The sequence below is a fragment of the Streptomyces sp. R28 genome (assembly GCF_041052385.1).
GTDB lineage: Bacteria > Actinomycetota > Actinomycetes > Streptomycetales > Streptomycetaceae > Streptomyces.
In genome coordinates, this window is record NZ_CP163439.1 from 1255688 (window position 1) to 1279022 (window position 23335).

Here is a 23335-nt window from a genome sequence, read left to right on the forward strand (position 1 = left end):
CTGCCGTGCCCTCTACAGTGCTGTTGGTCGAGACGGTCCGCAAATCCGGCCTGGACACCGCGGTATCGGCGGCAATGGCGCCGTGGCGCAAGCCGCGGACGGTGCACGACCCGGGCAAGGCCCTGCTGAATGTCGCACTCGCGACGGCTCATGGCGGGGACTGCCTCGCCGATGTCGCTATGCTGCGGGCCGAGGCCGACGTGTTCGGCCCGGTGGCATCAGACCCCACGGTCTCCCGGCTCATCGACACCCTCGCCGCAGCCGGGCCGAAGGCGCTCACCGCGATCCGCACAGCGCGAGCCGAAGTACGCACGCGGGTCTGGGAGTTGGCCGGTGAAGACAGTCCGGCCGCCGGTGGCAGCGTGATCGTGGATATCGACGGTGTGCTCGTCCTTGCACACTCCGAGAAGCAGGACGCCACCGCGACCTGGAAGAAGACCTTCGGCCACCATCCGCTCGTCGCGTTCGTCGACCACGGCCAGACAGGGTCCGGGGAACCGGTGGCCGCCCTGCTGCGGCCCGGCAACGCAGGCTCCAACACCGCGAGCGATCACATCACCACCACCCAACTTGCCCTGGCCCAACTCCCCGGACACCTGCGGCGGGGACGGCAGACACTGATCCGCACTGACTCCGCCGGCGGCACCCACGCCTTCCTCGACTGGCTCTCCCGCCGGGGCCGGTGGCTGTCGTATTCCGTCGGGATGACCATCACCGACACCGTCCACCAGGCCGTCCTGCAGATCCCGAAGAAGGCGTGGACACCGGCCTACGACACCGGCGGCACCGAGCGGCCCGGCGCCTGGGTCGCGGAGATCACCGACATCCCCGACCTGAGCACGTGGCCGAAGGGCATCAGGATGATCGTCCGCAAGGAACGGCCGCACCCCGGCGGCCAGTTGCGCTTCACCGACGTCGACGGGCTGCGGCTGACTTGCTTCGCGACCAACACGAAGGGTGGCCAGCTCGCCGATCTTGAACTGCGTCACCGCAGGCGGGCCCGCTGCGAGGACCGCATCCGAGGCGCCCGCGACACCGGCCTGCGCAACCTGCCCCTGCATGACACCGCACAGAACCGGATCTGGCTGGAGATCGTCTCACTCGCACTCGAGCTCCTAGCCTGGATGCCAATGCTCGCCCTGACCGGCAAGGCCCGCCGCTGGGAACCCAAGAAGCTCCGCCTGCGGCTGTTCTCCGCCGCCGCCCAGCTCGTCACCACCGGCCGCCGCCACCGGCTCCGCTTCACGACCCGATGGCCCTGGACCGACGAGATCACCCGGGCAATCGACCGGCTCAACGCTTTGCCGAGCCCCGGCTGACCAGCCCCACCGACCGCCCCAACGACCCGCACCACCACACCGGGAAAGTGGAACCCGGCGCCCACCCGACGCGACAACCGGGCCGTCAACCTGCCCCAGCCCCGAAAAGACCGCACCTCGCAAACACAGAGTGCCCGTCAGCACACCAACGAGGACTCATGAACGTTCTGCGTTTGACGATGGTCCGCCACGGGGCTGCACTGGATTCATGGATGCTGCGGCGACTCCGTCCCAGGGAGAGCAGCGATGCCAATCATGGAAACGTTCAACCTTCTGCAGCCGTACAAGATCGCCGAGGAGACGTTCGTCATCCCGTGGGCCCTCGAGGCCCCGCCGGTCGGCCACTTTCCGATGAACTCGATGGTGATCCGGGGAGCCGAACCGGTCCTCGTGGACACCGGGGCGCCCGCAGTGCGCTCCCAGTGGCTGGAGGCAGCCTGGTCCGTCGTGGATCCCCTGGACGTACGGTGGATCTTCCTCACCCACGACGACCGCGACCACGCCGGCAACCTCCTGGCGGTCCTCGCCGAATGCCCGAACGCGACCCTGCTGACGACATGGTTCTCCATCGGCCGCATGGCCGAGGAATGGGAGACCCCCATCAACCGGTGCCGCTTCATGACAAACGGCGACACGATCGACGCGGGCGACCGCACCCTGGTCGCCAAACGACCGCCCCTGTACGACAACCCCACAACCCGCGCCCTCTTCGACCCGAAGACCAACGTCCTGTGGGCCGTCGACACCTTCGCCACGAACGTACCCACCCCGATGCCGGACGTAGCGGCGATGTCCGCGGACGAATTCCACGACGGCCAATTCTTCGGCGGACGGCTGGTCTCTCCCTGGGTTGCGTTGCTGGACACCCAGAAGTTCCGGACGGTCGTGGACGACTTCCAACGCCTGAACGCCGAGGTCATCGCTGGCTGCCATTCCCCGGTCCTCCGCGGCCCCAAGATCTCCGAGGCCTACGACCTCCTCCGCCAGCTCCCCGAGATCCCCCCGTGGGCAGAGTTCACCCAGGCCGACCTGGACCAGTGGATGGCGGTCGCCGAGAGCTCGGTACCACCGGAACAACCGCGACCGTCGGGGACGTGACTGTGGTGGTGGCCCTAGCCTCGCGCTTTCGCGACCGTGAGTGTTCGAATAGACGAGGAGTACCTCTGACCTGGGACGATGCGACTTGTCTAGGGTCATGCCGTCGTCAGGAAAGCTGCACTCCTCAGGTGAAGAAGAGTCTCGGGTCCTACCCGCGCGTCCGCGTCGAGGACGGTGGCCGCGGAGCGGTCTCGCAGGCCGGGGCCGAGTTGTTGGTGGAGACGGTCCGCAAAAGCGGCCTGGATACGGCGATATCGGCGGCGTTGACGCCGTGCCGCAAGCAGCGAGCGGTGCATGATCCGGACAAGATCCTGCTCGATGTGGCGCTCGCGGTCGCGCTGGGTGGGGACTGCCTGGCCGACGCTGCCATGCTGCGGGCCGAGCCGGCGGTGTTCGGGCCGGTGGCCTCCGACCCGACGGGCTCCCGCCTCATCGACACGGGCGGGAAGCGGGCGCTGACCGCGATCCGCCGGGCCCGCTCCCAGGTCCGCGAGCGGACAGGTGATCGTGGACCTGGACGGGTGCTGGTGATCGCGCACTCCGACAAGCAGGATGTCACCGCGACCTAGAAGCGGACATTCGGCCACCATCCGATCATGGGGTTTCGTCGACCACGAGGCGGGCGGTGCCGGTGAGCCGGTCGTCTGCGCTCAGGGCGGGGAAGGCGGGCAGCAACACCCCCGCCGACCGCATCACCGCCACCGAACTTGCCCTGGCCCAGCTCCCCAAGACCTACCGTCGCGGGCGCCGTACCCTGATCCGCACCGACTCCGTCGGCGGCACCAAGGAGAACCCGGCTCCCCGGACGTTGCTCCAGTTCAGAGGGGTTCTCGAACTCCTCCGCAGCGGATCCCTTCCTCACTTCGGGCGGATGTCGGGATCCCGGCTGGGCGATCCGGCTTGGCACTGGCGGCGTCGGCGCGGGCGTCACGCGTCCAGAGACGTCATCACGTGCTTGATACGGGTGTAGTCCTCGAAGCCGTACGCGGACAGATCCTTGCCGTAGCCGGATTGTTTGAAGCCGCCATGGGGCATCTCGGCGACCAGTGGGATGTGGGTGTTGATCCACACGCAGCCGAAGTCCAGCGTCTTGGACATGCGCATCGCGCGTGCGTGGTCCTTGGTCCACACCGACGAGGCCAGGGCGTAGTCGACGCCGTTGGCGTATTCCAGGGCCTGTGCCTCGTCGCGGAAGGGCTGGACGGTGATGACCGGGCCGAACACCTCGTTCTGGATGATCTCGTCGTCCTGCTTGAGGCCGGAGACGACGGTGGGGGCGTAGAAATAGCCCTTGTTGCCGACGCGATGGCCGCCTGCCTCGATCTTGGCGTGGGCGGGCAGACGCTCGATGAAGCCGGAGACCTGCGTGAGCTGGTTGGCGTTGTTGAGCGGTCCGTACAGAACGTCCGGGTCGTCGGGTCGGCCGGTCTTCGTGCCGGTGGCGGCCCTCGCCAGCGCCGTCACGACAGCCCCTATGAGCGGGGTCCTGACTGTAGCCGTTTGACCAGGTGGAAGACCTCCCGGGCAGCCTCACGGCTCGCCACCTACCGGCCCGATTGCGTATCCACTCCCAGCACCACCTCCCCCACAGGGCGACGACGCTACGGGTCTGCGGAGCAGGCGGCGTACTGGACAGAGTCGAACTGGACACGCCCGTCCACTTCCGGTCCGATAGCGCGTCGCGTTGCCGGCACCGGGCCGCGTCGGGCGGTCAGAATCGTGAGGACGCCACAACTGATCGGCAGGCCCCTATCGGGACACGCCCCCCCGGCCCGGCACCGACAACGCACCATCCCCGACCAACGGCCGACACTGTGTGACTCAGACACTCTGGTCAGGCGAATCATGAGTCAGACCGCGGACCCGGGACAGCGGCCACCCATCCCCCCGCCCGTCACGGCATCCCCACCCACAAACACTGAGCATGTTCAGTCCCAGTCCTAGGGACATCCCGGATCCGACTCCGGCCGATCGTCATACGGCACACAGGCCGACACCTTCGTTCAGGTTGCTCCACGACCGGTGCGGCTTCTCCACGGCTGCGTGCGCCACGAGGCAGGGCACCAACGTGCGGGCATTCGGGCCGATACGCAGTGGGTGGCCAGCGGCAGCGCCGCCCGCTGCGGGCAATCGAGGCGTTCGCAGACGCGGACTCGCCCACCGGCTACGGCCCCAGCGACCTGCAGTCGGCCTACGGCCTGACCTCCGCCGCCTCCGCCAGCGGCTGCGGCTGCGGCTGCGGCTGCGGCTGCGGCTGCGGCTGCGGCTGCGGCTGCGGCAGGACCATCGCCATCGTCGACGCCTACGACACCCCGAACGCCGAGTCGGGCCTGGCCAACACCCACGACAGTCAGGCTCTGATGCCCCTGTCCGGAGCCTCCCGCCGATCCGCTTCACCGCGGGCCGCACCGACCCCGGCTGGCCAAGTTCCACGGGGCAAGGGCTGTGACTACTTCCACTTGCGCTGATGGCTGCACTGGCAAGGCATCACCCCTTGCAGCGCCGACGGTGGACCGTGGCGACTTCGTCTCGCAGATCAGGGTTGTGTGAACTACGTATTTACGCGGCCGAACTCGATCGTGTGGAGCGAGCCGAGGTGTACGCGACTTCGATGGCCCTGGGAGTGCCTGAGGCGAGGGAGTCGCCGGGTGAGGCCGCCGGCGCAGGCGATCACCCCGCCAGGCAGAGGCGACGGCATACACGGAGCGCGCGGCGTCCAGCGGTTCCTGCATGCCGGCCACCATGCAGGCGAAGCCGGCGCCCGCGACCGGCACCGCGTCATTCCGAAGAAACGCGAAACTCGAATTCGGGACGGTCCCACGGCACGGCGGGCGGGTTCGCGAACACGGTCCCGATCCGCACCGCACCAACGCGGTGGTAGAAGTCCTCGGCGGGAAGATGCGACACAACCCTGAGACGGTCGAGCCCGGCGGCACGGGCCTCGGACTGCATGTACGCCACGAGCAGCCGTCCAATACCCCGTCCTTGCGCTTCGTCGGCGACGAACAGCAGGTCGAGCTCCGGTGGAGCGAGGACGAGCGAGTAGAACCCGAGGACCCGGCCTCCATGCTCGTCGGCGGCGACGGCCACAAAGGCGCGGTGGGCCTCGATGTAATCAGGACCGACCCGGTAGCCCGCGACTGCGGCTGCGTACTTACCCGCGTAGGCGCCGGAGCCACGCACGAGCCGCGTGAGCCGTTTGGCATCCCGCGCGACTGCCCTCCGTATCGTGATCGGCTGGCTGATCGGGGAAGTGCGTGAACTCATCGCCAGAGTTCTCACGGCTCCGCGCGGAGGTCCCCGTCGGAACGGTTTATGGCGGGCCTCGCGGGGTTTCCCGTTCTGATGTGTGCTGAATCCGTCCCGGCCGCAGGCTGCACGGCGTCAGGATTTCCAGGATCCACTGACGAGCAGCCGAGCGAGCTGGGCGTCCTCTCCCGGGTCAGGTGGCCGGCAGTTCCTCCGCGGGTAGCCGGCCTGCGTGGACGGCGTCGACCATGGCCTGGTGGTCGCGTTCGTTCTGGTCGGCGTATGCCTCGGCGAAGGTGGCGAGTGCTCGGTCGAAGGAGTCGCCGCTGCCCAGATACGCGGCGATCGCGATGCGGTCGCCGGACCGGGCGTGCGCGCGAGCCAGGGTGACCCCGCACAGTTCGCCGAACGCCTGCATGTCCTTCGGCCGCATCCTCTCCGGCATGGCGATGCCCTTCCAGTCGCGCAGCTGGCGCACGTAGAAGTCGCGCTGCTTGCCGTCGATGCCGTCCACTCGTTCCCAGCCGAGGAAGATGTCGCTCGTGGCCTGCATCAGCCGCTGGCCCGAGACCACCCGCTCGCCCTGGTTGCGGTACCGGCTCGTGCCGACGTGTTCGGCGAGTACGGAGGTGTCGGCCTCCTTGGCCTGGAGGAAGAGCGGGTCCTGGTCGTCCCGGCCGAGGAGCAGGAAGATCCAGCATCGGGTGCCGACGCTGCCGACGCCGACCACCTTGCGGGCCACATCGGCCAGTCGGTAGTCCTCCAGGAGTGTGCGCCGGTCGGAGGCGAGAGTGCGGCCGTACCGCTCGATGAGACTGCGGAACTGACGCTCCAGGGCGCTGCGTTCGACGTCCGGCAGCAGGTCGCCGGCCGGGACGAGCAGCGGGGGATCCGCCGCGATCCTCAGCTCGCCGTCGACCGTCTCGGTGAGCTTGTCGAAAGCCTGCAGGCTGTCGCGGGTGCGGGCCTTCGCCATGGCCCGGGCCAGGTTCTTCTGACCCCGCTTCGTTGCGTGGAGTCGGCCTGTGGCCAGGGTCTCGAGGAGGTCCGCGTCGATCTTCGCGTACCAGACGTCGAGGTTGCCTGTCTTGGCGAAGCGGATCATCGCCTCGCGGTAGGAGCGGACCGTGGAGCTGACGATGCGGGCGCGCTCGGCGTCGTCGAATCCGTTCGCCCGGCCCGCGATCACGAGACTTGCCGAGAGCCGCTTGACGTCCCACTCCCAGGGGCCCGGCAGTGTCTCGTCGAAGTCGTTGATGTCGAACATCAACCGCCTCTCGGGCGAGGCGAGCAGACGGAAGTTCAGCAGGTGCGCGTCCCCGCACAACTGGGCCGTGAGTCCCGAGACCGGGCTGTCGGCCAGGTCGGACGCCATGATCGCGGCGGCGCCCCGGTAGAAGCGGAACGGGGACTCCATCATCCGGCCGTAGCGGATCGGGACGAGTTCGGGCACCCGTGCCGCGGACTGCGCCTCCAGGATCGTCAGCGGGTCCAGCCGGTCAGTAGACGGCCTGTACACGGCGTGGCCCGACCGCGGTGAGCGGTGCCGCGCCTCCTTGCCGAGAGCGGCGCGTTCCTCGGGCGTGGTGTGGGGTGTCGCGCGCATGGCTGTAGTCGCGTCCTGGGGCATCGAAGGCCCTCCTGCCTGGTCCTGCGGCCGTGGGGACGCCCGGCACCGGACACGTCGCCAGGCACAGGGCACGACGGACAGAAAGGCTCCGTGACCTTCTGTCCGAGGTCGGCGGGCGGATCGTCGATGCCGGGTGGGCGTCTGCTGTCAGCCCTGGGCGTCGATCTCGGCATCGGCGACAGCGATGGCGATGCCGAGTGCCTTGGCGATGTTGCCTGCTGCCGTCATGACGCGGGCGGTGCCCACGATGGGCGCGATGGCGACCAGAACGTCCTGCAACTGCTCGGCGGTCACGCCGGTCTTGAGGGCGGGGTCGATATGGGCCACGTAGGAGACGGGCGGGGCGTCCGAGGCGGCGAGTGCCGCGATGCGCGTGAGCAGGAGCATGTCCGGGGCCAGCCCGCATCGCTCGATCGAGTCGACCGTCATGGCGGCGAGGGTGTCCAGGACAGGGGTTTCAGATGCAGTGGACATGTCGCATGCCCTCCTGGTGTGTTTCCGAGCCCGAGTGGGGGAGGCAGGCGGGAAGGCACGGATTTCCGCGAGCCCGGGAGTTCCCTTCAACCCTAGAACCCGTCCGGACCTCGCGCATGGGGGCGGGCAGGCCGGTGATCATCTGGCCGGACGCAGGCCCGCGGCCACCCGGGCTGACGGTGGTACCGCGCCGGCGGATCCCGCCCGGCTCAGCGCAGGCGTCGCGAGCCGCCGTGTTGTTTGCCAAAGCCTTCCGGCGTGTCCTGGGCTTCGCGGAGGGCAGGGGTGGTGACTGTGGCAGCGTCGTACCAGTTCCCGTAGAGGTTGGCGAAATACGGGGCCGACATGCCGTGCAGCAGAATGCTGAGGCCGATGGTGGCCGCGATGACTCGGCCCAGCAGTTCGATCCCGGGCACGTGGTCCTCGACCAGGAGGAGTCCGAAGACCACGGAGGCCAGGCCGCGGGGTCCGAACCAGCCGACGTAGGCCAGGGTGGGAAGCCGCATGCCGGTGCCGGCGATCGCGAGGGCCACCGGGAGCATTCTGACCACTGTCAGGCTGAGCACCGCGTAGGTGATGATTCGCCAGTCCAGGTGCTCCAGTGTCGGGCCGAGCAGGACCGCGCCGAAGACCAGGAAGCTCAGGGTCCCCAGCAGTCCGCCCACGTACTCGGCCAGGTCGGCGGGCTCGGCGGGCCGCTCCTTGGCCGGCTCCGCACCCGTCGGCTCGCCCTTGCGCAGTGCGACGCCGAACGCGAACCCTCCCATCCAGGTGGCGATGAAGCCGCTGCCGTCCAGGGCCGTCGCCACGCTGTACGCACAGAACGCCACCGCCAGGACGACCACCTGCTGCCACTCACCCGTCACCCAGCCCCGGGCCCGCGCGAGGGTCAACAGCCACCCTCCGAGCCATCCGAAGGCCAGCCCCACCGCGGTGCTGACCACCAGTGCCCGCCAGAACACCCCGCCCACGCCCTCCTCGGAGGCGACCGTGCCGGGGAGGGCGGCGAGGAACATGAGGAAGAACGGCAGCGCCAGGCCGTCGTTCAGCCCGCTCTCGACGTTGAGCCCGTTGCGCACGAGAGGCGGGACACGCGGGCTGGAGCTGGCGGTCTTGCCGAGCGCCGCATCGGTGGGGGCGAGAACCGCACCCAGCAGCGCGAACTCCCAGAGGGTCAAGCCCGGAAGCAAGGGCCACGCCAGCAGCCACCCCAATCCGATGCTCAACGGCAGGCCGATCGCCAGCAGACGCAGAGGCAGGAAGCCGCCCGTGCGCAGGTCGCGTCGCCGCACCGTCATCGAGTCGGTGAAGAGCAAGAGGGCCAGGGCGGCCTCGATCAATGTCAGGATCGGGCCTGCGTCATGGTCCAGGTCGAGAACGTCCAGCCCGATAGGCCCGATGAGCACACCGAAGCCGGTGAACACCATCGGAGCCGACACCGGCGTCGAGGCCAGGCGGCGCGAGAACAGCGCATAGCCGGCCGTAACGGCCGCGACTGCTGCTCCGGTCCAGGCGCTGCCACCACTCATGACGTCCCACTCTTCCTGTCGCAACGCACAAAGCCTGTACAGGGCATCGGAGCTTCGGACGGCAGCCCGCGCCCGACCGTGGCCGGACGCGCGACGGCCCGCGCCGGTCGCACGCTGCCGGGCACCGCGACGGGCGATAGGAGATCAGTGTGGCGAGGCCGGATTCCGAGTAGGGCACCGACACGCGTACACAACCGGATCGGCCACCTCAGGCAGCCACTTCGCCCACGACATCAAGGCCAGGGATGGAGGCCCTGCTCAGCGATTTCGCTGAGGTGTCGCCCTCGTCGAGCTACTGACGGCACATGCAGACAGCTGCGACAGCTACCGCTCACCGGAAGGCTCGGCGGGCTCGCGCAGAAGCACGCGCGTCGCGCCAACTGGTGGCACGACGGCCGTGCGGATGATCCATGAGGAGCGCAGCATGGTGATATGAGCGGATTCGCGAAGATACCCTCGTCGGTGACGACGCCCGACGAGGTGGAGACGAGGATCGGCGCGCTGCGGTTCGCAGACGGGATTCCGGACGCAGACACGTGCGACACGGTGTTCGACAATCTGGATCTGACGCGCGGTGTGGACGCGTATCTCGCGGGTCTGCCGGGGGTGTCGGTCAGGGCGATCCGGCAGGGCTTTCTGGATGCGGGGGTGGCCGACAATACGGTGCTGCTGTTCTCGGGCCTGATGGACAGCGCGTCGCTGTTCCTGACCGGCAACGCCGACACCGTGTACTTCCTGAGCTTCCTCGACCTCACGGACGGGCCGGTGACGCTCCAGGTTCCGCCGGGATGTCTGGGCACGATCGACGACATGTGGTTCCGCTGGGTGACCGACTTCGGTCTGCCGGGACCGGACCGCGGTGTCGGAGGCACGTATGTGCTGCTGCCGCCCGGCTACGACGGCCCGGTGCCCGAGGGCGGGTTGTTCGTCTACCGCTGTTCCACCTGGCAGGCCATCGTGCTGGGGCGCGCGTTCCTGGAGGGTGGCGACCCGGCGCCGACGGTCGCGCGGATCAAGGAGACGTTGCGGATCACCCGCTACACGCCTGGCAGTTACGGCACCAGCATCGGGTCCTTCCTCCAGGGCGGGGCGCCGCTCGCGCCGATCACGCCCGCCGATCCGCCGGCCTTCACCGAGGGCACCGGCCTGGCGATGAACACCCTCCCGCCGAACGACTACTCCTTCTACGAGCTGCTCGACACCCTCGTCCAGGAGCAGCCCGCCGACTCGGTCGACCCGGAGGACGGTGGCGCGTTCCGTGAGATCGGCATCTTCAAGGGCCGCGCCTTCGAGCCCGACGAGCGGATGCTGCGCCTGCTGGAAGAGGCCGTCGTGATCGGCAACGCGAGCGCCCGCACGCTCGGCCTGCGCGCGCGCCGGCAGGAGGGCTTCACCTACTACGAGGGCTCGGCCTGGTTCAACCCGCTCTTCGTCGGAGGCTACGACTGGACATCCCCGCCCCCGGAGATCACTCCGGACGGGGTGCGGCTCGACCAACCCGCCTCGGGGCGTGCGCTGGACTCGCGTACCGCGTTCTTCTACATCGCCACCGGTGACTCGCCGGCGATGTGTATGCGCCTGACGGGTGTCGGCTCCCAGTACTTGATGGTCGCTGCCGACTCCGCCGGTCAGCAGTTCGACGGTGACCGTCACTACCGGCTGACGCTGCCGGCCGGAATCCCCGCCGCACGGTTCTGGTCCTTCACCCTCTACGACAACCAGACCCGATCCATGCTGCAGACCCCGCAGCGGTTCCCCTGGGCGGGCAGCCAGACGTATCCGGGGCCCGCCGCCACGGCGAACCAGGACGGCACCACCACCCTCCACCTCGCCCCCGAGCGCCCCGCCGACGCGGCCGAGGGCACCTGGATCCAGACCAGCCCGGGCAAGGGCTGGTTCGGCATCTTGCGCTTCTACAGCCCCGAGCAGCCGTTCTTCGACAAGACGTGGCGGCCCGGTGAGGTCGAACCCGCCAACTGACACGGACACCCAACTGCACACGAGGAATGACAGGAGCGACACAGTGGCTACCCCTGACGCAGTCTTCATCTACATCGGCACCTACCCGAGCGGACCCGCGGCGCAAGCCGACTACGACGTCCTCAAGGACCTTCATGCGGTCGGTGCGGTCGGCTCGTACGACGCATCCGTCGTCACCAAGGACGAGGCCGGCAAGGTCCACGTCAACAAGGACGAGACGGCCACCCGGCACGGGGCCTGGGGCGGCGCCGCCGCCGGTGCGGTCGTCGGCCTGCTGTTCCCTCCGGCGATCATCGGTACGGCCGCCGTCGGTGCCGCCGTCGGCGGCGTGAGCGGTCACCTGTGGCGCGGCATGTCCCGGGCAGACGTCAAGGAGTTCGGCGAGATCATCGACGAGGGGCAGGCCGCCCTGGTCATCGTCGGCGAAAGCTCGCTCTCGCAGGCGCTGCAGAGAGCCCAGCTCAAAGCGGACAAGCAGGTCGCCAAGGAACTCGACGTGAGCACGAAAGACGTCGACAGGGCCGTCCAGCAGGCCGCCACCGAGGTCCGCTGACCTCCCGACGCATCCGATTCACGGGTGGGGACCGCGCCACCATGCCACCAAGGTCCCTCAAGGCCCTTGCGTTCTCGGCCTCGGCTGTGCGGCGTCAGTACCGCAATGCGTCGCGGACCTCGGTGGTCACCGTGCCGGTCAGGTCCCGGTTGCTCCGAGCTGTGGCCTTGGAGGTCTTGCCTGCGGCGACCTCGGGGACCTCGAGGACGGCCACGTCGGCCAAGTTGCCGGACTGGTCCTTGAAATTAACCACGATGATGTAGCTCCTCGACTTCGAGTCGTGGTTGGCGATGGTCACCGGGACCTCTGCCTTGCCGTCGGAGCCCGTCGCGACGCTGCCCAGGGTGACGTCCGACTTGGCGTCCAGGCCGCCCTTCACCTCATCCAGCGCAGACGAGGCGGCCGCCTCCGCGGAAGCGGCCGCAGAAGTCACCGCGGACGCTGCCGCGCTGCTGGCGGCAGAGGCAAGCTCGGACGCACCCGACTTCACAACAGATGCCGCCGAGGAAGCGGGGGATGTCGAAGACTCGTCGTCCGACGAGCAGCCGGTCAGACCAGCCCAGCCGAGCATGACGGCCACCCCGACAACAGCACATCGGTTGGTCTGGCGTTCCATGGCTTCTCCCACCTCGACGGCACTCTCCCGTCCAGCGTCAGCCAAGCCGGCCGGCCGTACCAGCAGGACGCGGCACGCGGGTGACGCAGCTGACGAAAGCTCTGGAGGCAACGGCGGCACCTGGACACGCGTGTCCGCTGACCGAAGCCCTCGGGTGTGGAAGCCTCACCGTGGCCGGGTGCAGAGACAACGTGCGGCTCTGGATGGACGGTTGCAGGAAGTCCCTGCGACCGCCTGTACGGCCACGACCACCGAGCGCCCACAGCGCCGTTTTCGTGCTGCCATCGGCAAGGGCGCCCAGCCCGGCGGTCCCGGAGATGAGCACGGCGTCGATCAGCGCGAGAAACACCCGGCCGAGCCGCCACGCTCGAACCCGCGCTCATCATGATCGATAGCGCGGCAGGCTTCCGAGTAGCTAAAATGGGACATTAAGCCCATCGGGCAGGCGTGGCTGTGCCCTCAGCCAGGTCTTGATCTCGGTCCCTCGGCTGCGAAGGACGCTTCCCATGACGTCGGAGACCACCTCGGTCGCGCAATCCGGGCGGGAATCGGTAGTCATCGCCAGCTTCGACAACCGCCATCGCGCCGAACGCATGCTGGTGTCGCTCGGGCGAGGCTTCCACAGCAAGGCCCGCAAAGGCGGCATGACTGCTGTGGTGATTCGAGGTAACGATGACGGCTCGCTGAGGGTGACCCAGTCCCGCGTGCTGACGGCCAACGGTTTCGTGAACGCCCTGTTCCGCATCTCCCTCGCATGGACGGCCGGATTCATGGGTCTGTTCGCCACGCTGAAAGGGGCAAGGGTCGGGGCCCACGCCGCTGGAGCGCGCAAAGGCCATGTCGGATCCAAAGCGCAGCAAGCCCACAGGATCCTCGCGGAAGTCGGCCCCGATGCCGCCGTCACGCTGGTTCGCTGCAAGGACACGGACACGCGGCAGATGGTCGCCGCTGCGGTGGGCGAACGTGCGAAAGAGAGCTGGGAAGGCACGCTCACGGAGTTTCTCGCCGCCCTCGACCCCGGCAGCGCTCACGATTGGGTGCGCGCGGCTGTCGGTGAGCCCTCCCGCACACACCGCGGCCAGTGACTGACAGAGCCGGCCCCGGGCCGGACACCCGGCGTGAGGCCCGATTCCGGCGCCGCATGATCGTGCGGGTTGTGCTGCGGATCGTGGGATCCGCCATCGCGCTGGTGACCTTGTACTTTCTGCTGCCCCTGGACCACTCCTCGGCCTGGTCCGCCGTCACGATGCTGGTGATCGGGTTGCTGGTGTTCATCGCCTTGGTCGCGTTTCAGGTGCGCTCGATCTTCCGGTCACCGTTCCCGGGACTGCGGGCCGTCGAAGCCCTGACCACCAGCGTTCCGTTGTTCCTGCTGCTGTTCGCCAGCACCTATGTCGTCATGGCCGCGATGTCGGCCAGTAACTTCGGCGGGCCGCTGACGCACACCGACGGGTTGTACTTCGCCGTCACCGTCTTCGCGACGGTCGGATTCGGCGACATTACGGCCAAGAGCGAGGCGGCTCGGCTCGTGGTCACCGGGCAGATGATCGCTGATCTCGTCATCCTCGGACTTGCGATCAAGATCATCATGGGCGCTGTCAGCCGGCGCCGACAACCGGGAGGCGCCTCCGGCGCACAGCCCCCCGAGGAGATCCACCGCTAGGAACACGGGTGAGTAACGAGCAAGCGACCCACCGCCGGCCACGAACGGTGGATCGATCGCCGTCGCCCACCAGCACTTGTCATCAGCGTCCGGGCACCGACAACGCACCATCCCCAGCCAACGGCCGACACTGTGAGACCGGGACACAATGGTCAGAGATGTCAGGAGTCAGGCCCGGACCCGGGACAGCACCCACCCATACTCCCGCCCGCCACAGCAACCCCACCCAGAAACACAGAGCATGCTCAGTGCCAACTCCCGGACCACCCTGAACCTGACACCGGCCGATCATTCCGCGGCACAGAGACCGACATCCTGGTTCAGGTTGCTTCACCCCCAGTGCAGCGCCTCTCGACGGCTGCAGGACAGGGCACCAACTAGCTGGCGTCCGGGTCGAGTGAGTGGCCGCGCGGCGGCGCACGTTGTGGGCCCTCAAGGAGCCGTTCGCTGACGCCACAGCAGGATCGAGGAGCGGACCTCGCTGCTCAGGAAGGCTGAAGCCCCCGCCATCATCTGCCCGGCAGGGGCCTCAGTGACCCATCACGTGTCACGTTGCTGTCACCAACACCATCGATGCACCTGGACCACAAAGGCCCCACCTGCATGAACAGCAGGGATGTAGACCACGTGGACGCCTGAAGACGGCTTCTACGACATGTGCCATGTGGGACCGCGGCCCACTCGCTAGCATTACGTACCACTCATCAAGATCCGGACCAGGTGCGGACCGAATCAGCCTGGCACTCGACGTTTCCACTCTTTGTCGCAGGTCAGGAGTGAGGTCAGGCGTGTACCACCAGCAGACGAAGAACCTGCTGGTGTCCTACTCGCCCAAGAAGCTGGGCTTCTTCTAGCAGCACGAGCAAGGGCGCCTGACCAGATAAGATACCCAACAGGCGCCCTTGCTCGGCTGCTTCTAGGCCGCGAGGCGAAATCTTCCTTTAACGCCCATTTCTCCCACTCGTATCCCACCTCTGGCCAGCTGCAGCCGCCAAGACGGTGAAGCGCAAGAAGGCGGCCATCAACGAGGGGTTCGGTCTCGCAGTCGAGCGGGGCTACTTCAGCCAGAACCCCCTTGCAGGACTGCGCTGGACCGCTCCGGAGGTCGCCGACGAAGTGCGCAGTGCCCCTATGACCTCCACCATGCGGGCATCGCAAGGTGCGTTAGCCCGGACTTGGCCCGGAACCGTCAACCGCGCCCTCGCCAAGGTCCGAGCCCCCGTCGAACGCGGCATGGCACGGCTGAAGTCCTGGCAGATCTTCCGCAGGGCCCGCATCAGCCCCCAACCGCATGACCGTCATCACCAAGGCCGTCCTCGCCCTGGAGAGGCAACGCTGAAAGGGCTCAGTGAGTTGGAGGAGCCTGATGCCCTGCGTCGTGGGCTTGACGCCTTGTGCCGCAAGGTCGACGGCAGCGCTGTGTGGGGGTGAGTTCGCCGCCGGGTGGTCGTTTGAGGCTGGCGGTGGGGCCGGCGCCCTGGTAGGCACGGTCGGCCAGGATGGGGACGCCCTGTCGCTCGCAGATCCGGATGATCCGGTGGCCGCGGGCCGCGGTCAGGTCATGGGTGCGGCCCGGCAGCGCAGGCGAGATCCACAGCACTCATGATGGCCCACCACTCTTCGAAGAGCAGAGGCAGAGGCACGCTTGAGGGCACCAACCTGCTCGTCGCGGCCGACCGCGCCGGTGACCACTGGACGGTGCAGGACGCCATCGACCACATTCCCACTTCCGGGGCCAACACGATCTTCGTCGACAAGGGCGACTACCACGAGGCCATCACCGTCCCCGGCAACAAGGCCTGGCTGACGATCAAGGGCGTCACGGGTGTTGCCGAGGATGTCGTCATCCACAACAGCCGGGCACACGGCATGCTCAAGCCGGACGGTACGCAGTGGGGTACCGAGGGCAGTGCCGTCGCCACGTTCAAGCCTCACGATCTGATCGTGCAGGACCTGACGATCTCCAACACGTTCGACCCGGCGGCGCACCCGGAGATCAACGCGTTCGAGACCCAGGCCGTCGCGGTGGCCGCCAAGGGCGACCGTCAGATCTACCGCAACGTCCGGATCCTCGGCCGCCAGGACACCCTGCTCGTGAAGGGGAGACGCGCACCACCGAAGCCCGGCAGTACTTCGTCGAGTGCTTCATCAGAGGCAGTGTCGACTTCGTCTTCGGCAACGCCACCGCGGTGATCGACAAGTCCACCCTGCACATGCTTCCCTGGCCCGGCGGCACGATCCTCGCACCGAACACCGACTACCGGAAGAAGTACGGGATCCTCATCACCCACAGCTCGATCAACTCCACCGCGTTGTCGAGGACGATGTACTTCGGCCGTCCGTGGCACAACTCCCCCGAGGCCCACCCGCAGGCGGTGATCCGCGAGACCCTCGTGTCCGGGGCGGTGGACGCTTCGCAGCCCTGGACGAACATGACCCCCGACTATCCCAGGTCGTGGGCCCGGTTCAAGGAGTACAAGAACACCGGCGGCGGAGCCGGCTTCGGAGCGAACGCGCCGAAACTGACCGACGCCGAAGCCGCCGACTTCACGGCCGCGAAGTACCTGGCCGGCAGCGACGGTTGGAACCCCACGAAGGACAATGCCCTGGGCTCCATCGACTGAACACCGCGGGGCGGGGCGGGCCGGGACCATGGCTCGTCCCGGCCCGGCCCGCCCTCCCGGCCGATGGCGGGAACGCTGAACGTGACTACGGTGCAGGCGTTTTGCACCCCGTCCTACGGGGACTGATGTTCCTTCGCCGCCCACCAGATCGCGACCTGCGTGCGGCGGGCGAGGCCGAGTTTGCCCCGGATGTTCTCGACGTGGCCCTCGACCGTGCGGGACGAGACCACGAGTACGGCGGCGATCTGACGATTGGTCATGCCTTGGGCGACCAGTTCGGCAACCTCCTGTTTCCGGGCGGTCAGCGGATGCGGGGCGGACGGGACGATCGGCTCCTGGTCGGGCTCCAGAGCGTAGTGGAGCAGCCGACTCTCCTCGAACACCTTCCTGTACGAAGCCCGGCCCAGGGCGGCGACGGCGCCCGCCTCACAGCGCGCGTGCTCCGCGGCCATCTGTGGCCCGAACGCGGAGATCGAGCTGCCGGCGTCGCGCCACAGGGCATCGGCGGCACCCAGCAGCCGGGCGGCCCGCTCATGGCACCCGCCCTCGGCGGTGGCCCAGGCGAGCAGTTCCAGCATCCTCCATCGCGTGGTCGTTGAAGGTCGCGGCGACCGGCTGGATCTCCTGGCCAAGCGATGTGCGGGGCGCCTCGGGGACACCGCCGACGCTCGTGACGCGAGTGCGCCGACGAGCACGGCCGGGACGACGACTCTGGGGCGGATCCTGATCAGGGCGTGGAATCGGGACATCGCGCTGCACTCCTGGTGCTGCGGGGTGTGCCGGATACCGGCCTTGCCTCACCGACACTGGCAACCCGCGACGTTTTTCAGCATCCCCGCCACCAGCGGTAATGAATTCCGGGGGTCGGCCGGAATTGGTCAGGGTGATGTTCCGTCGGTCTGATCAACGGCACGAGCCGCAACGGACGAGGCTTCCAGCAGCACGGCAAGGTGGGCACAGAGTTCACTGTGCCCACCGGCATCAACCGCCTCATGAAACGGCGCTTGAACGCCGCCGACGCCCCACCTTGGTTCTCTGATTTTCGAACACCGCTGACACGATCACTCCTAGTGGTGACTGTTCCCGCCGGGACCATCACGCGCAGTCAGCTGGGGCGATCTGCGCCATATGGAAGGTGGATATGACAGCAAGCTAGGGCCGATTCCGGAACCGCGTCATCGTTTCGCGGCGTTGAACAAGATCGAGAACCGTTGCTTCTTGGGCCCAAGTTGCATGGTGAGTTCGCCCCCCTGTGCGCTGACGATGCGGGCCAGCGTGCCACCCGCGTCGTACGTGCCGGCCTTCAGCTCGGTCGAACCACGACCTCTTCCAGCACCTCATGGAGCACCGCGGCCAACTGGGCCCGACCCCAATCGCCGCAAACCTCCAAGCACGCCATGCAGGCGAAGCCGGAGCCCCACCAACCGGCACACCGCGTCATCCCGAAGGAATGCGAAACTCGAATTCGGGACGGTCCCACGGCACGGCGGGCGGGTTCGCGAACGCGGTCCCGGTCCGCACCGCACCGACGCGGTGATAGAAGTCCTCGGCGGGAAGGTGCGACACGACCTTGAGACGGTCGATCCCTGCGGCACGGGCCTCGGACTGCATGTGCGCGACGAGTAGCCGTCCAATACCCCGTCCTTGCGCTTCGTCGGCGACGAACAGCAGGTCGAGCTCCGGTGGAGCGAGGACGAGCGAGTAGAACCCGAGGACCCGGACTCCGTGCTCGTCGGCGCCGACGGCCACGAAGACGCGGTGGGCCTCGATGTAATCAGGACCGACCCGGTAGCCCGCCACTGCGGCTGCGTACTTACCCTCGTAGGCGCGTGAGCCACGCACGAGCCGCGTGAGCCGCTTGGCATCCCGCGCGACTGCCCTCCGTATCGTGATCGGCTGGCTGATCGGGGAAGTGCGTGAACTCATCGAGAGAGTATTTCTCACCGGGGAGTGCCTTCGTGCGGCGGGTCGGCTGCTCGCGCAGCCGCTCCTGCACCGCTCCCGTGATGGGCGAGGGCGTCGGCCTCGGCAGCCCGGGTGACCGGCGTCCGCGCAGGCCGACAGGTGGGCTCCGCCGTATCACTCGCTATCCCATAGCTGTCACCAACTGGGCGGACCCTCCCGGACCTGGCCATGACCTGCGGCTTCGCGCCCGAGATGGAATCACTGGACGCCGATGGACGGCCGTTACGACCTGTGCCGGTTGGGACCGTCACAGCTCAGAGCGGGCAGCCACCGCTCTGCGGCCAGGGCCGACGGGTGGTCACCCTGCACAGCCACGTGTGAGCTTTAACGTGCAGGCGATTGCTCGGTGCCACTGTCCGGCGTGGAGTGCGAACAACTGCCAAAGGGCCCGCCGCCGCGCGCGCCGCCGCGCGGCCACCCTCGGCAAAGGTTTCACTCATTCGTCCCGGCCGCCCAAGGAACGAGGCATCGGAGCACGCCGTATGCGGCGAAGGCGAGGTCGTGCATGCGGGCGACGGCCTGGACGGCGTGGTGGAGACCATCGCTGTGTAGCCGCAGTCGCCCGACGTCGCGGCGGCCAAGGTCCGGGGATCTACCGCTCGGCGGACGGCGACACCGAGGGTGCCCCGCGCTCCAGGTCATGGCCAAGCAGGGAAAGGGGAACTGACTCCTGCACGCCTGCCAGAACATGGGGTTTGGGGGCAGGCTGAGGATCGGACGGTGATCCCTGCCACGTCGCCAAGGCCCCGCCGATGAGTTTCCGGTGGTCGCGCAGTCCACCATCCGACACGAAGGGAGCGCATCATGCGTAAGATCATCGTTTGCACGTTCCTGTCGCTGGACGGCGTCATGCAGGCACCGGGCGGTCCGGACGAGGACGCCGAGAGCGGCTTCGAGCACGGCGGCTGGCAGAAGCCGGTGTCCGACGACGAGGTCGGCGCGGCCATCGCCGGCTGGTACGAGCCCTCTGACGCAATGCTGCTCGGCCGCAAGACGTACGACATCTTCGCGGCGTACTGGCCGACCGCCGATCCCGGCAACCCGTTCACCGAGCGGATGAACAGCATGCGCAAGTACGTGGCGTCCCGGACCCTGACGTCCCTGGAGTGGGAGAACTCCACGCTGCTGGAGGGCGACGTCGCCGACGCCGTGCGCGAGCTGAAGGCGTCCGACGGCGGTGACATCAACGTCGTCGGCAGCGGCGACCTCGCCCAGACGCTCATGCGACACGACTTGGTCGACGAGTACCGGCTGACCATCCATCCGGTGATCATCGGCACCGGCAAGCGGCTGTTCGCCGACGGAGCGGTCCCCACCGCTTTGGAACCGGTCAGTGTCTCGACGACGAAGAGCGGCACCGTCGTCGGCGTCTACCGGCCGACCGGCAAGCCCAGCTACGACAGCTACTAGGTTCTGTCTCTTCGCTCAGCGCCGTGCCCAGGTGAGGATTGCGGCGAGGTGGCGTGCGGTCTGGTCGGCGAGGGCGAGTCTGTCGCATCGTGCGGCCAGGCCGCGCCGCTGCTTGAGGTGGTTGATGCACCGCTCGACGGCGTTGCGCTGTTTGTAAGCATCGGTACCTCACTCGTGGGCGGGCAGGGGCGATTCGGCAGATCAGGTGGCGGCCGTAGCAGGGCCGCCAGGCGGGCGAAGGCACTCGCTAGCGCATGTCGCCAGGGCCACGTCGCGGCGATGCGTAGGTGTAGACGGCGTCCGCCGCGGGTGATGCGGGCGGCGGCGTGCAGAAACCGATATCGGAGCTTCTTCGGCTGGGCGGCGGCGAGTTCGCCTTCAAGTAGCAGCATCCGAGTCCAGGCGAGCAGGTCGGCAGCCGCCAGGGACAGCTCCAGCCAAGCCAGGTTTGGTTGATGGTGAAGTGGCGAGAGGGGAAGTGCCCGAAGCCGGTGGTCCTGCCCGAGCGCATGCAGTCCTCGACGCGGGCGTGTGCGCGATGACGGACCTCCAGCAATTGCCCGGAGCCCTGGCCGTAGGGGGTGTCGGTGTGGAAGACCTGGTGACGCATGCCCTCGTCCAGGTCGAACAACGACAGCTGTGCCCCAGGGTGTGGGCGTTCCCGGCGGACGATGATCCGGGTGCCGCCTGGGTAGCCCGCAAGGTTGACCAGCCCCGTCAGTTCGGCGACCTGAGCGCCGGTCCGCACGGAGCCGTCCTGTTCCAGCGCGGGGTGCCACACGTGCGCGGGCAGAACCCGGATCGCTCGGCGGACCGTCTCAGTGACGGGATGTCCGGCCGAGAAACGGGTCCGGCTCCCCCGAGAGCGTAGGGCCCGTACATGGTGCAGGAATGCCATCGCCCCTCCGGCACTGTCGGTGCGAATGAGGATGTCGGTGCCGTGGCGGTGGGCGTCGGGGATCTGGGCCAAGGCCGCGTCGACGACGGTGATGTGGTCACTGGCGGTGTTCGCACCGGCGTTGCCAGGCCGCGGCACTCCTGCCAGGGCTTCCCCTGTGTTGTCCAGGAAGCACAGCAGCGGGTGGTAGCCGAAGCCGCGCTTGTAGGTGGCGGCTGCCTGCTCCTTCTCCGAGTGGCAGGTGATGAGTGTGGCGTCAATGTCCACGACCAAGCCGGGCAGGTCGCGCCCACCAGCGCGGGCTGCCGGCATTCCGTGCTTGGTCTCGGCGGCCTGGAGCCACGCCACCTCCCGGGCGGTGGCCCTGACCGCCCGTAGTGCGGCAAGCGAGGTGGGGCCGATGCCGGCCAGCAGCCGCAAAGCAGTCCGGGGGGGAGGCCACCGGTCCGAACACCTCGGCCTGGTCACGCAGAAGGGCCAGATCCGTGATCGTCGCGCCACCGTCGGCGAGCATCACCGCCAGATCGACCGCGATCCGTCCGGGGTCGTGTCAGTTGCCGCGCGGCCGCAGCCGCAGCGGCGCATCGGTCAAGGCCGCGGTCAAGCCGGTGGCATCGGCGAGGTCCGTCAGCAGCCGGGGCCCGGCATGGCTGACCACTCCACGGCCGTCAGCCGACACAACGAACTTGGGACGCGACCCGGAAGTGTGCACGCAGATCGCCTTCCTGCTGTGATGACAGAGACCTTTGACAAGCCTCATCATCCCAGCTCAAAGGGCAATTTCTTCTTCCTCGTCAAGATCCAAACACTACCGCAAATGAAACGTGGGCTAGCGGCCGAGGAATCTTTCGACCACCGTCGCCAGGGCCTCCGGACTTTCGTCCGGGGCGAAGTGACCGGCGTCGTCGAAGACCTCGAGCTCAGCGTTCGGATACCACTGCAGCCAGGTGGACCGCATGGTGTCGGGGCCCATCCCGGGGTCGTTCGCACCAGCCACCACGAGCACTGGCGTCGGGTTTCCCTTGACCAGCTCGTGAATGTCGGGGCCGCGCGTCCAGGATTCGAGGTACGAGCGCAGGGCCGCCTGCGAGGAGCGTTCCGAGCCGTTCACTCTGGCGTCCAGCCACGCGTCGTCGTGCCGACTGCCGGTGAGGGCGTCGAAGATCGTCCTGCGGTTGCCGGACTCCTCCACGGCCCCGGCGAACAGCTCCCACATCTCCCCTTCGAGCGGGAAGCCGGAGGCGGGCACCGGTGAGATGCCGACGATCGAGCGGATCCGCGAGGGGGCGTCCAGCAACATCTGCTGGGCCGCCTTGCCGCCCATGGAGTGACCGATGACCGAGAAGGTGTCCCAGCCGAGGTCGTCGGCCACGGCGAGGGCGTCCGCCGCGATCTCCTCCATCGTGTACGTGCCAGGGGTCTCCACCGCCTCGCCATACCCACGGCAGTCCACGAACGCGTAACTGAACGCGCCACCATCCAGACGCTGCCGCAGCTGGCCGAAACTCGACCTGTCACTGAGCCAATGGTGAAGTGCGAGGACCCGCTCCGGACCGCTGCCCTGTACCTCGTACGGAATTACGTGTCCTGCTGCGTGACCTGTCACAACGTCGGGTCTCCCCCTCCGGGCCGGGTCAGGAATCCCAACGGTTTGAGGGTTCGCCCCAACGGCGTAGCAGCGCGAGCCGGCAACCGAAGGTACGAATCTTGCCGGCCAGGCCACCCCGGCCCGGACTTTCACACGAGCCCGTTGACGGCCTCGGGTCGTCCAGCCGCTTCCAGCCACGCAAACGCCTCGCCGGTGTTCCAGGACCAGGCCGGGCACATGCGTCCCGCGGCCCGGTGGCGGGTCTTCTCTCACCGTTTCGGCGGCCTGCAGCCGCGCCCTCTCGAGCCGAAGCGGGGCCGGGCTCAGAAGAGCCAGTGCCCGCTCGTCAACGTCGGCAAGCAGTCGCCAGGCTCTCGGGGTCGAGGCGACCGAGCCGAACACTTCGGCCTGTTCAAATACCCTGCACGTAAAAGATGTCCTCCGCCTGGACCGACAGAACTCCTCAGCAAGGTCCAAAGTCCCAGGCCAGGAAGGCGCATTCGCGTCCGCCTCGCCAACCGCCACGGTGAGCGCGTGGGACACCGAGCCGAGGATGCCTCTGGTCGGTGCGGCGGATCCGAGCCGGGTGGGTCCGCACGGGTTGGAGCTCGTCATGGCCGTCTGCCCGCACTTTTGAGGTGCACCGCGAGCCGGTGGGCAAGCGCGTTGTGGCGGCGGTGATACTTACCGACGACGCGATCGGGGACGTGGCCGGCCGCCCGGCCTGATCAGGTCGACG

Annotated in this window: 16 protein-coding genes and 9 pseudogenes; 13 read left to right on the forward strand and 12 right to left on the reverse strand. The window is 68.1% G+C overall.

Annotation, left to right across the window (positions count from 1 at the left end):
* Positions 1–14: 14 nt before the first annotated feature.
* The 3 genes and pseudogenes from AB5J49_RS05395 to AB5J49_RS05405 form a co-directional block, all read left to right on the forward strand.
* Positions 15–1319, forward strand: a pseudogene (locus tag AB5J49_RS05395) (IS1380 family transposase); the annotation flags it as partial.
* A gap of 246 nt (positions 1320–1565) precedes the next feature.
* The gene (locus AB5J49_RS05400) at positions 1566–2417 is read left to right on the forward strand and encodes an MBL fold metallo-hydrolase (RefSeq protein WP_369167306.1); all 852 of its coding nucleotides are present in this window, start codon (positions 1566–1568) and stop codon (positions 2415–2417) included.
* A gap of 128 nt (positions 2418–2545) precedes the next feature.
* Positions 2546–3207: pseudogene (locus AB5J49_RS05405) on the forward strand (transposase); the annotation flags it as partial.
* 137 nt (positions 3208–3344) lie between these two features.
* On the opposite strand, the pseudogene AB5J49_RS05410 reads toward AB5J49_RS05405, so the two are convergent.
* Positions 3345–3896, reverse strand: a pseudogene (locus tag AB5J49_RS05410) (aldehyde dehydrogenase family protein); the annotation flags it as partial.
* 662 nt (positions 3897–4558) lie between these two features.
* On the opposite strand from AB5J49_RS05410, the pseudogene AB5J49_RS05415 reads away from it, so the two are divergent.
* Positions 4559–4753, forward strand: a pseudogene (locus AB5J49_RS05415) (hypothetical protein); the annotation flags it as partial.
* A gap of 442 nt (positions 4754–5195) precedes the next feature.
* Here AB5J49_RS05415 and AB5J49_RS05420 read toward each other — a convergent pair.
* The 4 genes from AB5J49_RS05420 to AB5J49_RS05435 form a co-directional block, all read right to left on the reverse strand.
* Positions 5196–5684, reverse strand: a complete 489-nt coding sequence (locus AB5J49_RS05420) for a GNAT family N-acetyltransferase (RefSeq protein ID WP_369167307.1) — start codon at positions 5682–5684, stop codon at positions 5196–5198.
* 175 nt (positions 5685–5859) lie between these two features.
* A complete protein-coding gene (locus tag AB5J49_RS05425) occupies positions 5860–7296 on the reverse strand; it encodes a DUF2252 domain-containing protein (protein ID WP_369167308.1) in 1437 nt (478 codons plus the stop codon).
* 147 nt (positions 7297–7443) lie between these two features.
* On the reverse strand, positions 7444–7770 hold the full coding sequence (locus AB5J49_RS05430) for a carboxymuconolactone decarboxylase family protein (RefSeq protein WP_369167309.1): 327 nt from the start codon (positions 7768–7770) through the stop codon (positions 7444–7446).
* Between the two features lie 209 nt (positions 7771–7979).
* On the reverse strand, positions 7980–9299 hold the full coding sequence (locus AB5J49_RS05435; RefSeq protein ID WP_369167310.1) for a cation:proton antiporter: 1320 nt from the start codon (positions 9297–9299) through the stop codon (positions 7980–7982).
* A gap of 432 nt (positions 9300–9731) precedes the next feature.
* Between AB5J49_RS05435 and AB5J49_RS05440 the strand changes: the two genes are divergently transcribed.
* A complete protein-coding gene (locus AB5J49_RS05440; protein WP_369167311.1) occupies positions 9732–11279 on the forward strand; it encodes a DUF1254 domain-containing protein in 1548 nt (515 codons plus the stop codon).
* A 43-nt stretch (positions 11280–11322) separates the two neighbouring features.
* Positions 11323–11832 carry a DUF1269 domain-containing protein gene (locus tag AB5J49_RS05445; RefSeq protein WP_369167312.1) on the forward strand — a complete coding sequence of 170 codons (510 nt, stop codon included), beginning with the start codon at positions 11323–11325 and terminating at the stop codon, positions 11830–11832.
* A gap of 94 nt (positions 11833–11926) precedes the next feature.
* Here AB5J49_RS05445 and AB5J49_RS05450 read toward each other — a convergent pair whose 3' ends face one another.
* Positions 11927–12448 carry a hypothetical protein gene (locus AB5J49_RS05450; protein ID WP_369167313.1) on the reverse strand — a complete coding sequence of 174 codons (522 nt, stop codon included), beginning with the start codon at positions 12446–12448 and terminating at the stop codon, positions 11927–11929.
* 506 nt (positions 12449–12954) lie between these two features.
* Between AB5J49_RS05450 and AB5J49_RS05455 the strand changes: the two genes are divergently transcribed.
* The 3 genes and pseudogenes from AB5J49_RS05455 to AB5J49_RS05465 form a co-directional block, all read left to right on the forward strand.
* Positions 12955–13533 carry a hypothetical protein gene (locus AB5J49_RS05455; RefSeq protein WP_369167314.1) on the forward strand — a complete coding sequence of 193 codons (579 nt, stop codon included), beginning with the start codon at positions 12955–12957 and terminating at the stop codon, positions 13531–13533.
* Entirely contained in the window at positions 13530–14111 is a 582-nt protein-coding gene (locus AB5J49_RS05460; protein WP_369167315.1) for an ion channel, read from the forward strand. Before AB5J49_RS05455 ends, AB5J49_RS05460 begins: the two co-directional genes overlap by 4 nt.
* Positions 14112–15296: 1185 nt before the next feature.
* Positions 15297–15450 (forward strand): annotated as a pseudogene (locus AB5J49_RS05465) (transposase family protein); the annotation flags it as partial.
* Positions 15451–15525: 75 nt separating this feature from the next.
* On the opposite strand, the pseudogene AB5J49_RS05470 reads toward AB5J49_RS05465, so the two are convergent.
* Positions 15526–15711 (reverse strand): annotated as a pseudogene (locus tag AB5J49_RS05470) (transposase family protein); the annotation flags it as partial.
* Positions 15712–15713: 2 nt separating this feature from the next.
* Between AB5J49_RS05470 and AB5J49_RS05475 the strand changes: the two are divergent.
* Positions 15714–16304: a pectinesterase family protein gene (locus AB5J49_RS05475; protein WP_369167316.1), complete on the forward strand. Its 591-nt coding sequence runs from the start codon at positions 15714–15716 to the stop codon at positions 16302–16304.
* Positions 16259–16735 (forward strand): pectinesterase family protein, encoded by a 477-nt coding sequence (locus AB5J49_RS05480; RefSeq protein WP_369175049.1) that lies wholly within the window; start codon positions 16259–16261, stop codon positions 16733–16735. Before AB5J49_RS05475 ends, AB5J49_RS05480 begins: the two co-directional genes overlap by 46 nt.
* Positions 16736–16848: 113 nt before the next feature.
* Here the strand turns inward: AB5J49_RS05480 and AB5J49_RS05485 are convergent, their stop codons facing one another.
* Complete coding sequence (locus AB5J49_RS05485; RefSeq protein ID WP_369167317.1) at positions 16849–17313, reverse strand: response regulator transcription factor; 465 nt, start codon at positions 17311–17313, stop codon at positions 16849–16851.
* An 859-nt stretch (positions 17314–18172) separates the two neighbouring features.
* A complete protein-coding gene (locus AB5J49_RS05490; RefSeq protein ID WP_369167318.1) occupies positions 18173–18661 on the reverse strand; it encodes a GNAT family N-acetyltransferase in 489 nt (162 codons plus the stop codon).
* A gap of 843 nt (positions 18662–19504) precedes the next feature.
* Here AB5J49_RS05490 and AB5J49_RS05495 point away from each other — a divergent pair.
* Positions 19505–20110: a dihydrofolate reductase family protein gene (locus AB5J49_RS05495; RefSeq protein WP_369167319.1), complete on the forward strand. Its 606-nt coding sequence runs from the start codon at positions 19505–19507 to the stop codon at positions 20108–20110.
* Between the two features lie 15 nt (positions 20111–20125).
* Here the strand turns inward: AB5J49_RS05495 and AB5J49_RS05500 are convergent.
* The 3 genes and pseudogenes from AB5J49_RS05500 to AB5J49_RS05510 all read right to left on the reverse strand — a co-directional run.
* Positions 20126–20275, reverse strand: a pseudogene (locus tag AB5J49_RS05500) (transposase); the annotation flags it as partial.
* A gap of 44 nt (positions 20276–20319) precedes the next feature.
* Positions 20320–21768 (reverse strand): annotated as a pseudogene (locus AB5J49_RS05505) (IS1380 family transposase); the annotation flags it as partial.
* Positions 21769–21837: 69 nt separating this feature from the next.
* Positions 21838–22614: an alpha/beta fold hydrolase gene (locus AB5J49_RS05510; RefSeq protein ID WP_369167320.1), complete on the reverse strand. Its 777-nt coding sequence runs from the start codon at positions 22612–22614 to the stop codon at positions 21838–21840.
* Between the two features lie 508 nt (positions 22615–23122).
* On the opposite strand from AB5J49_RS05510, the pseudogene AB5J49_RS05515 reads away from it, so the two are divergent.
* Positions 23123–23324: pseudogene (locus AB5J49_RS05515) on the forward strand (ATP-binding protein); the annotation flags it as partial.
* Between the last annotated feature and the right edge of the window lie 11 nt (positions 23325–23335).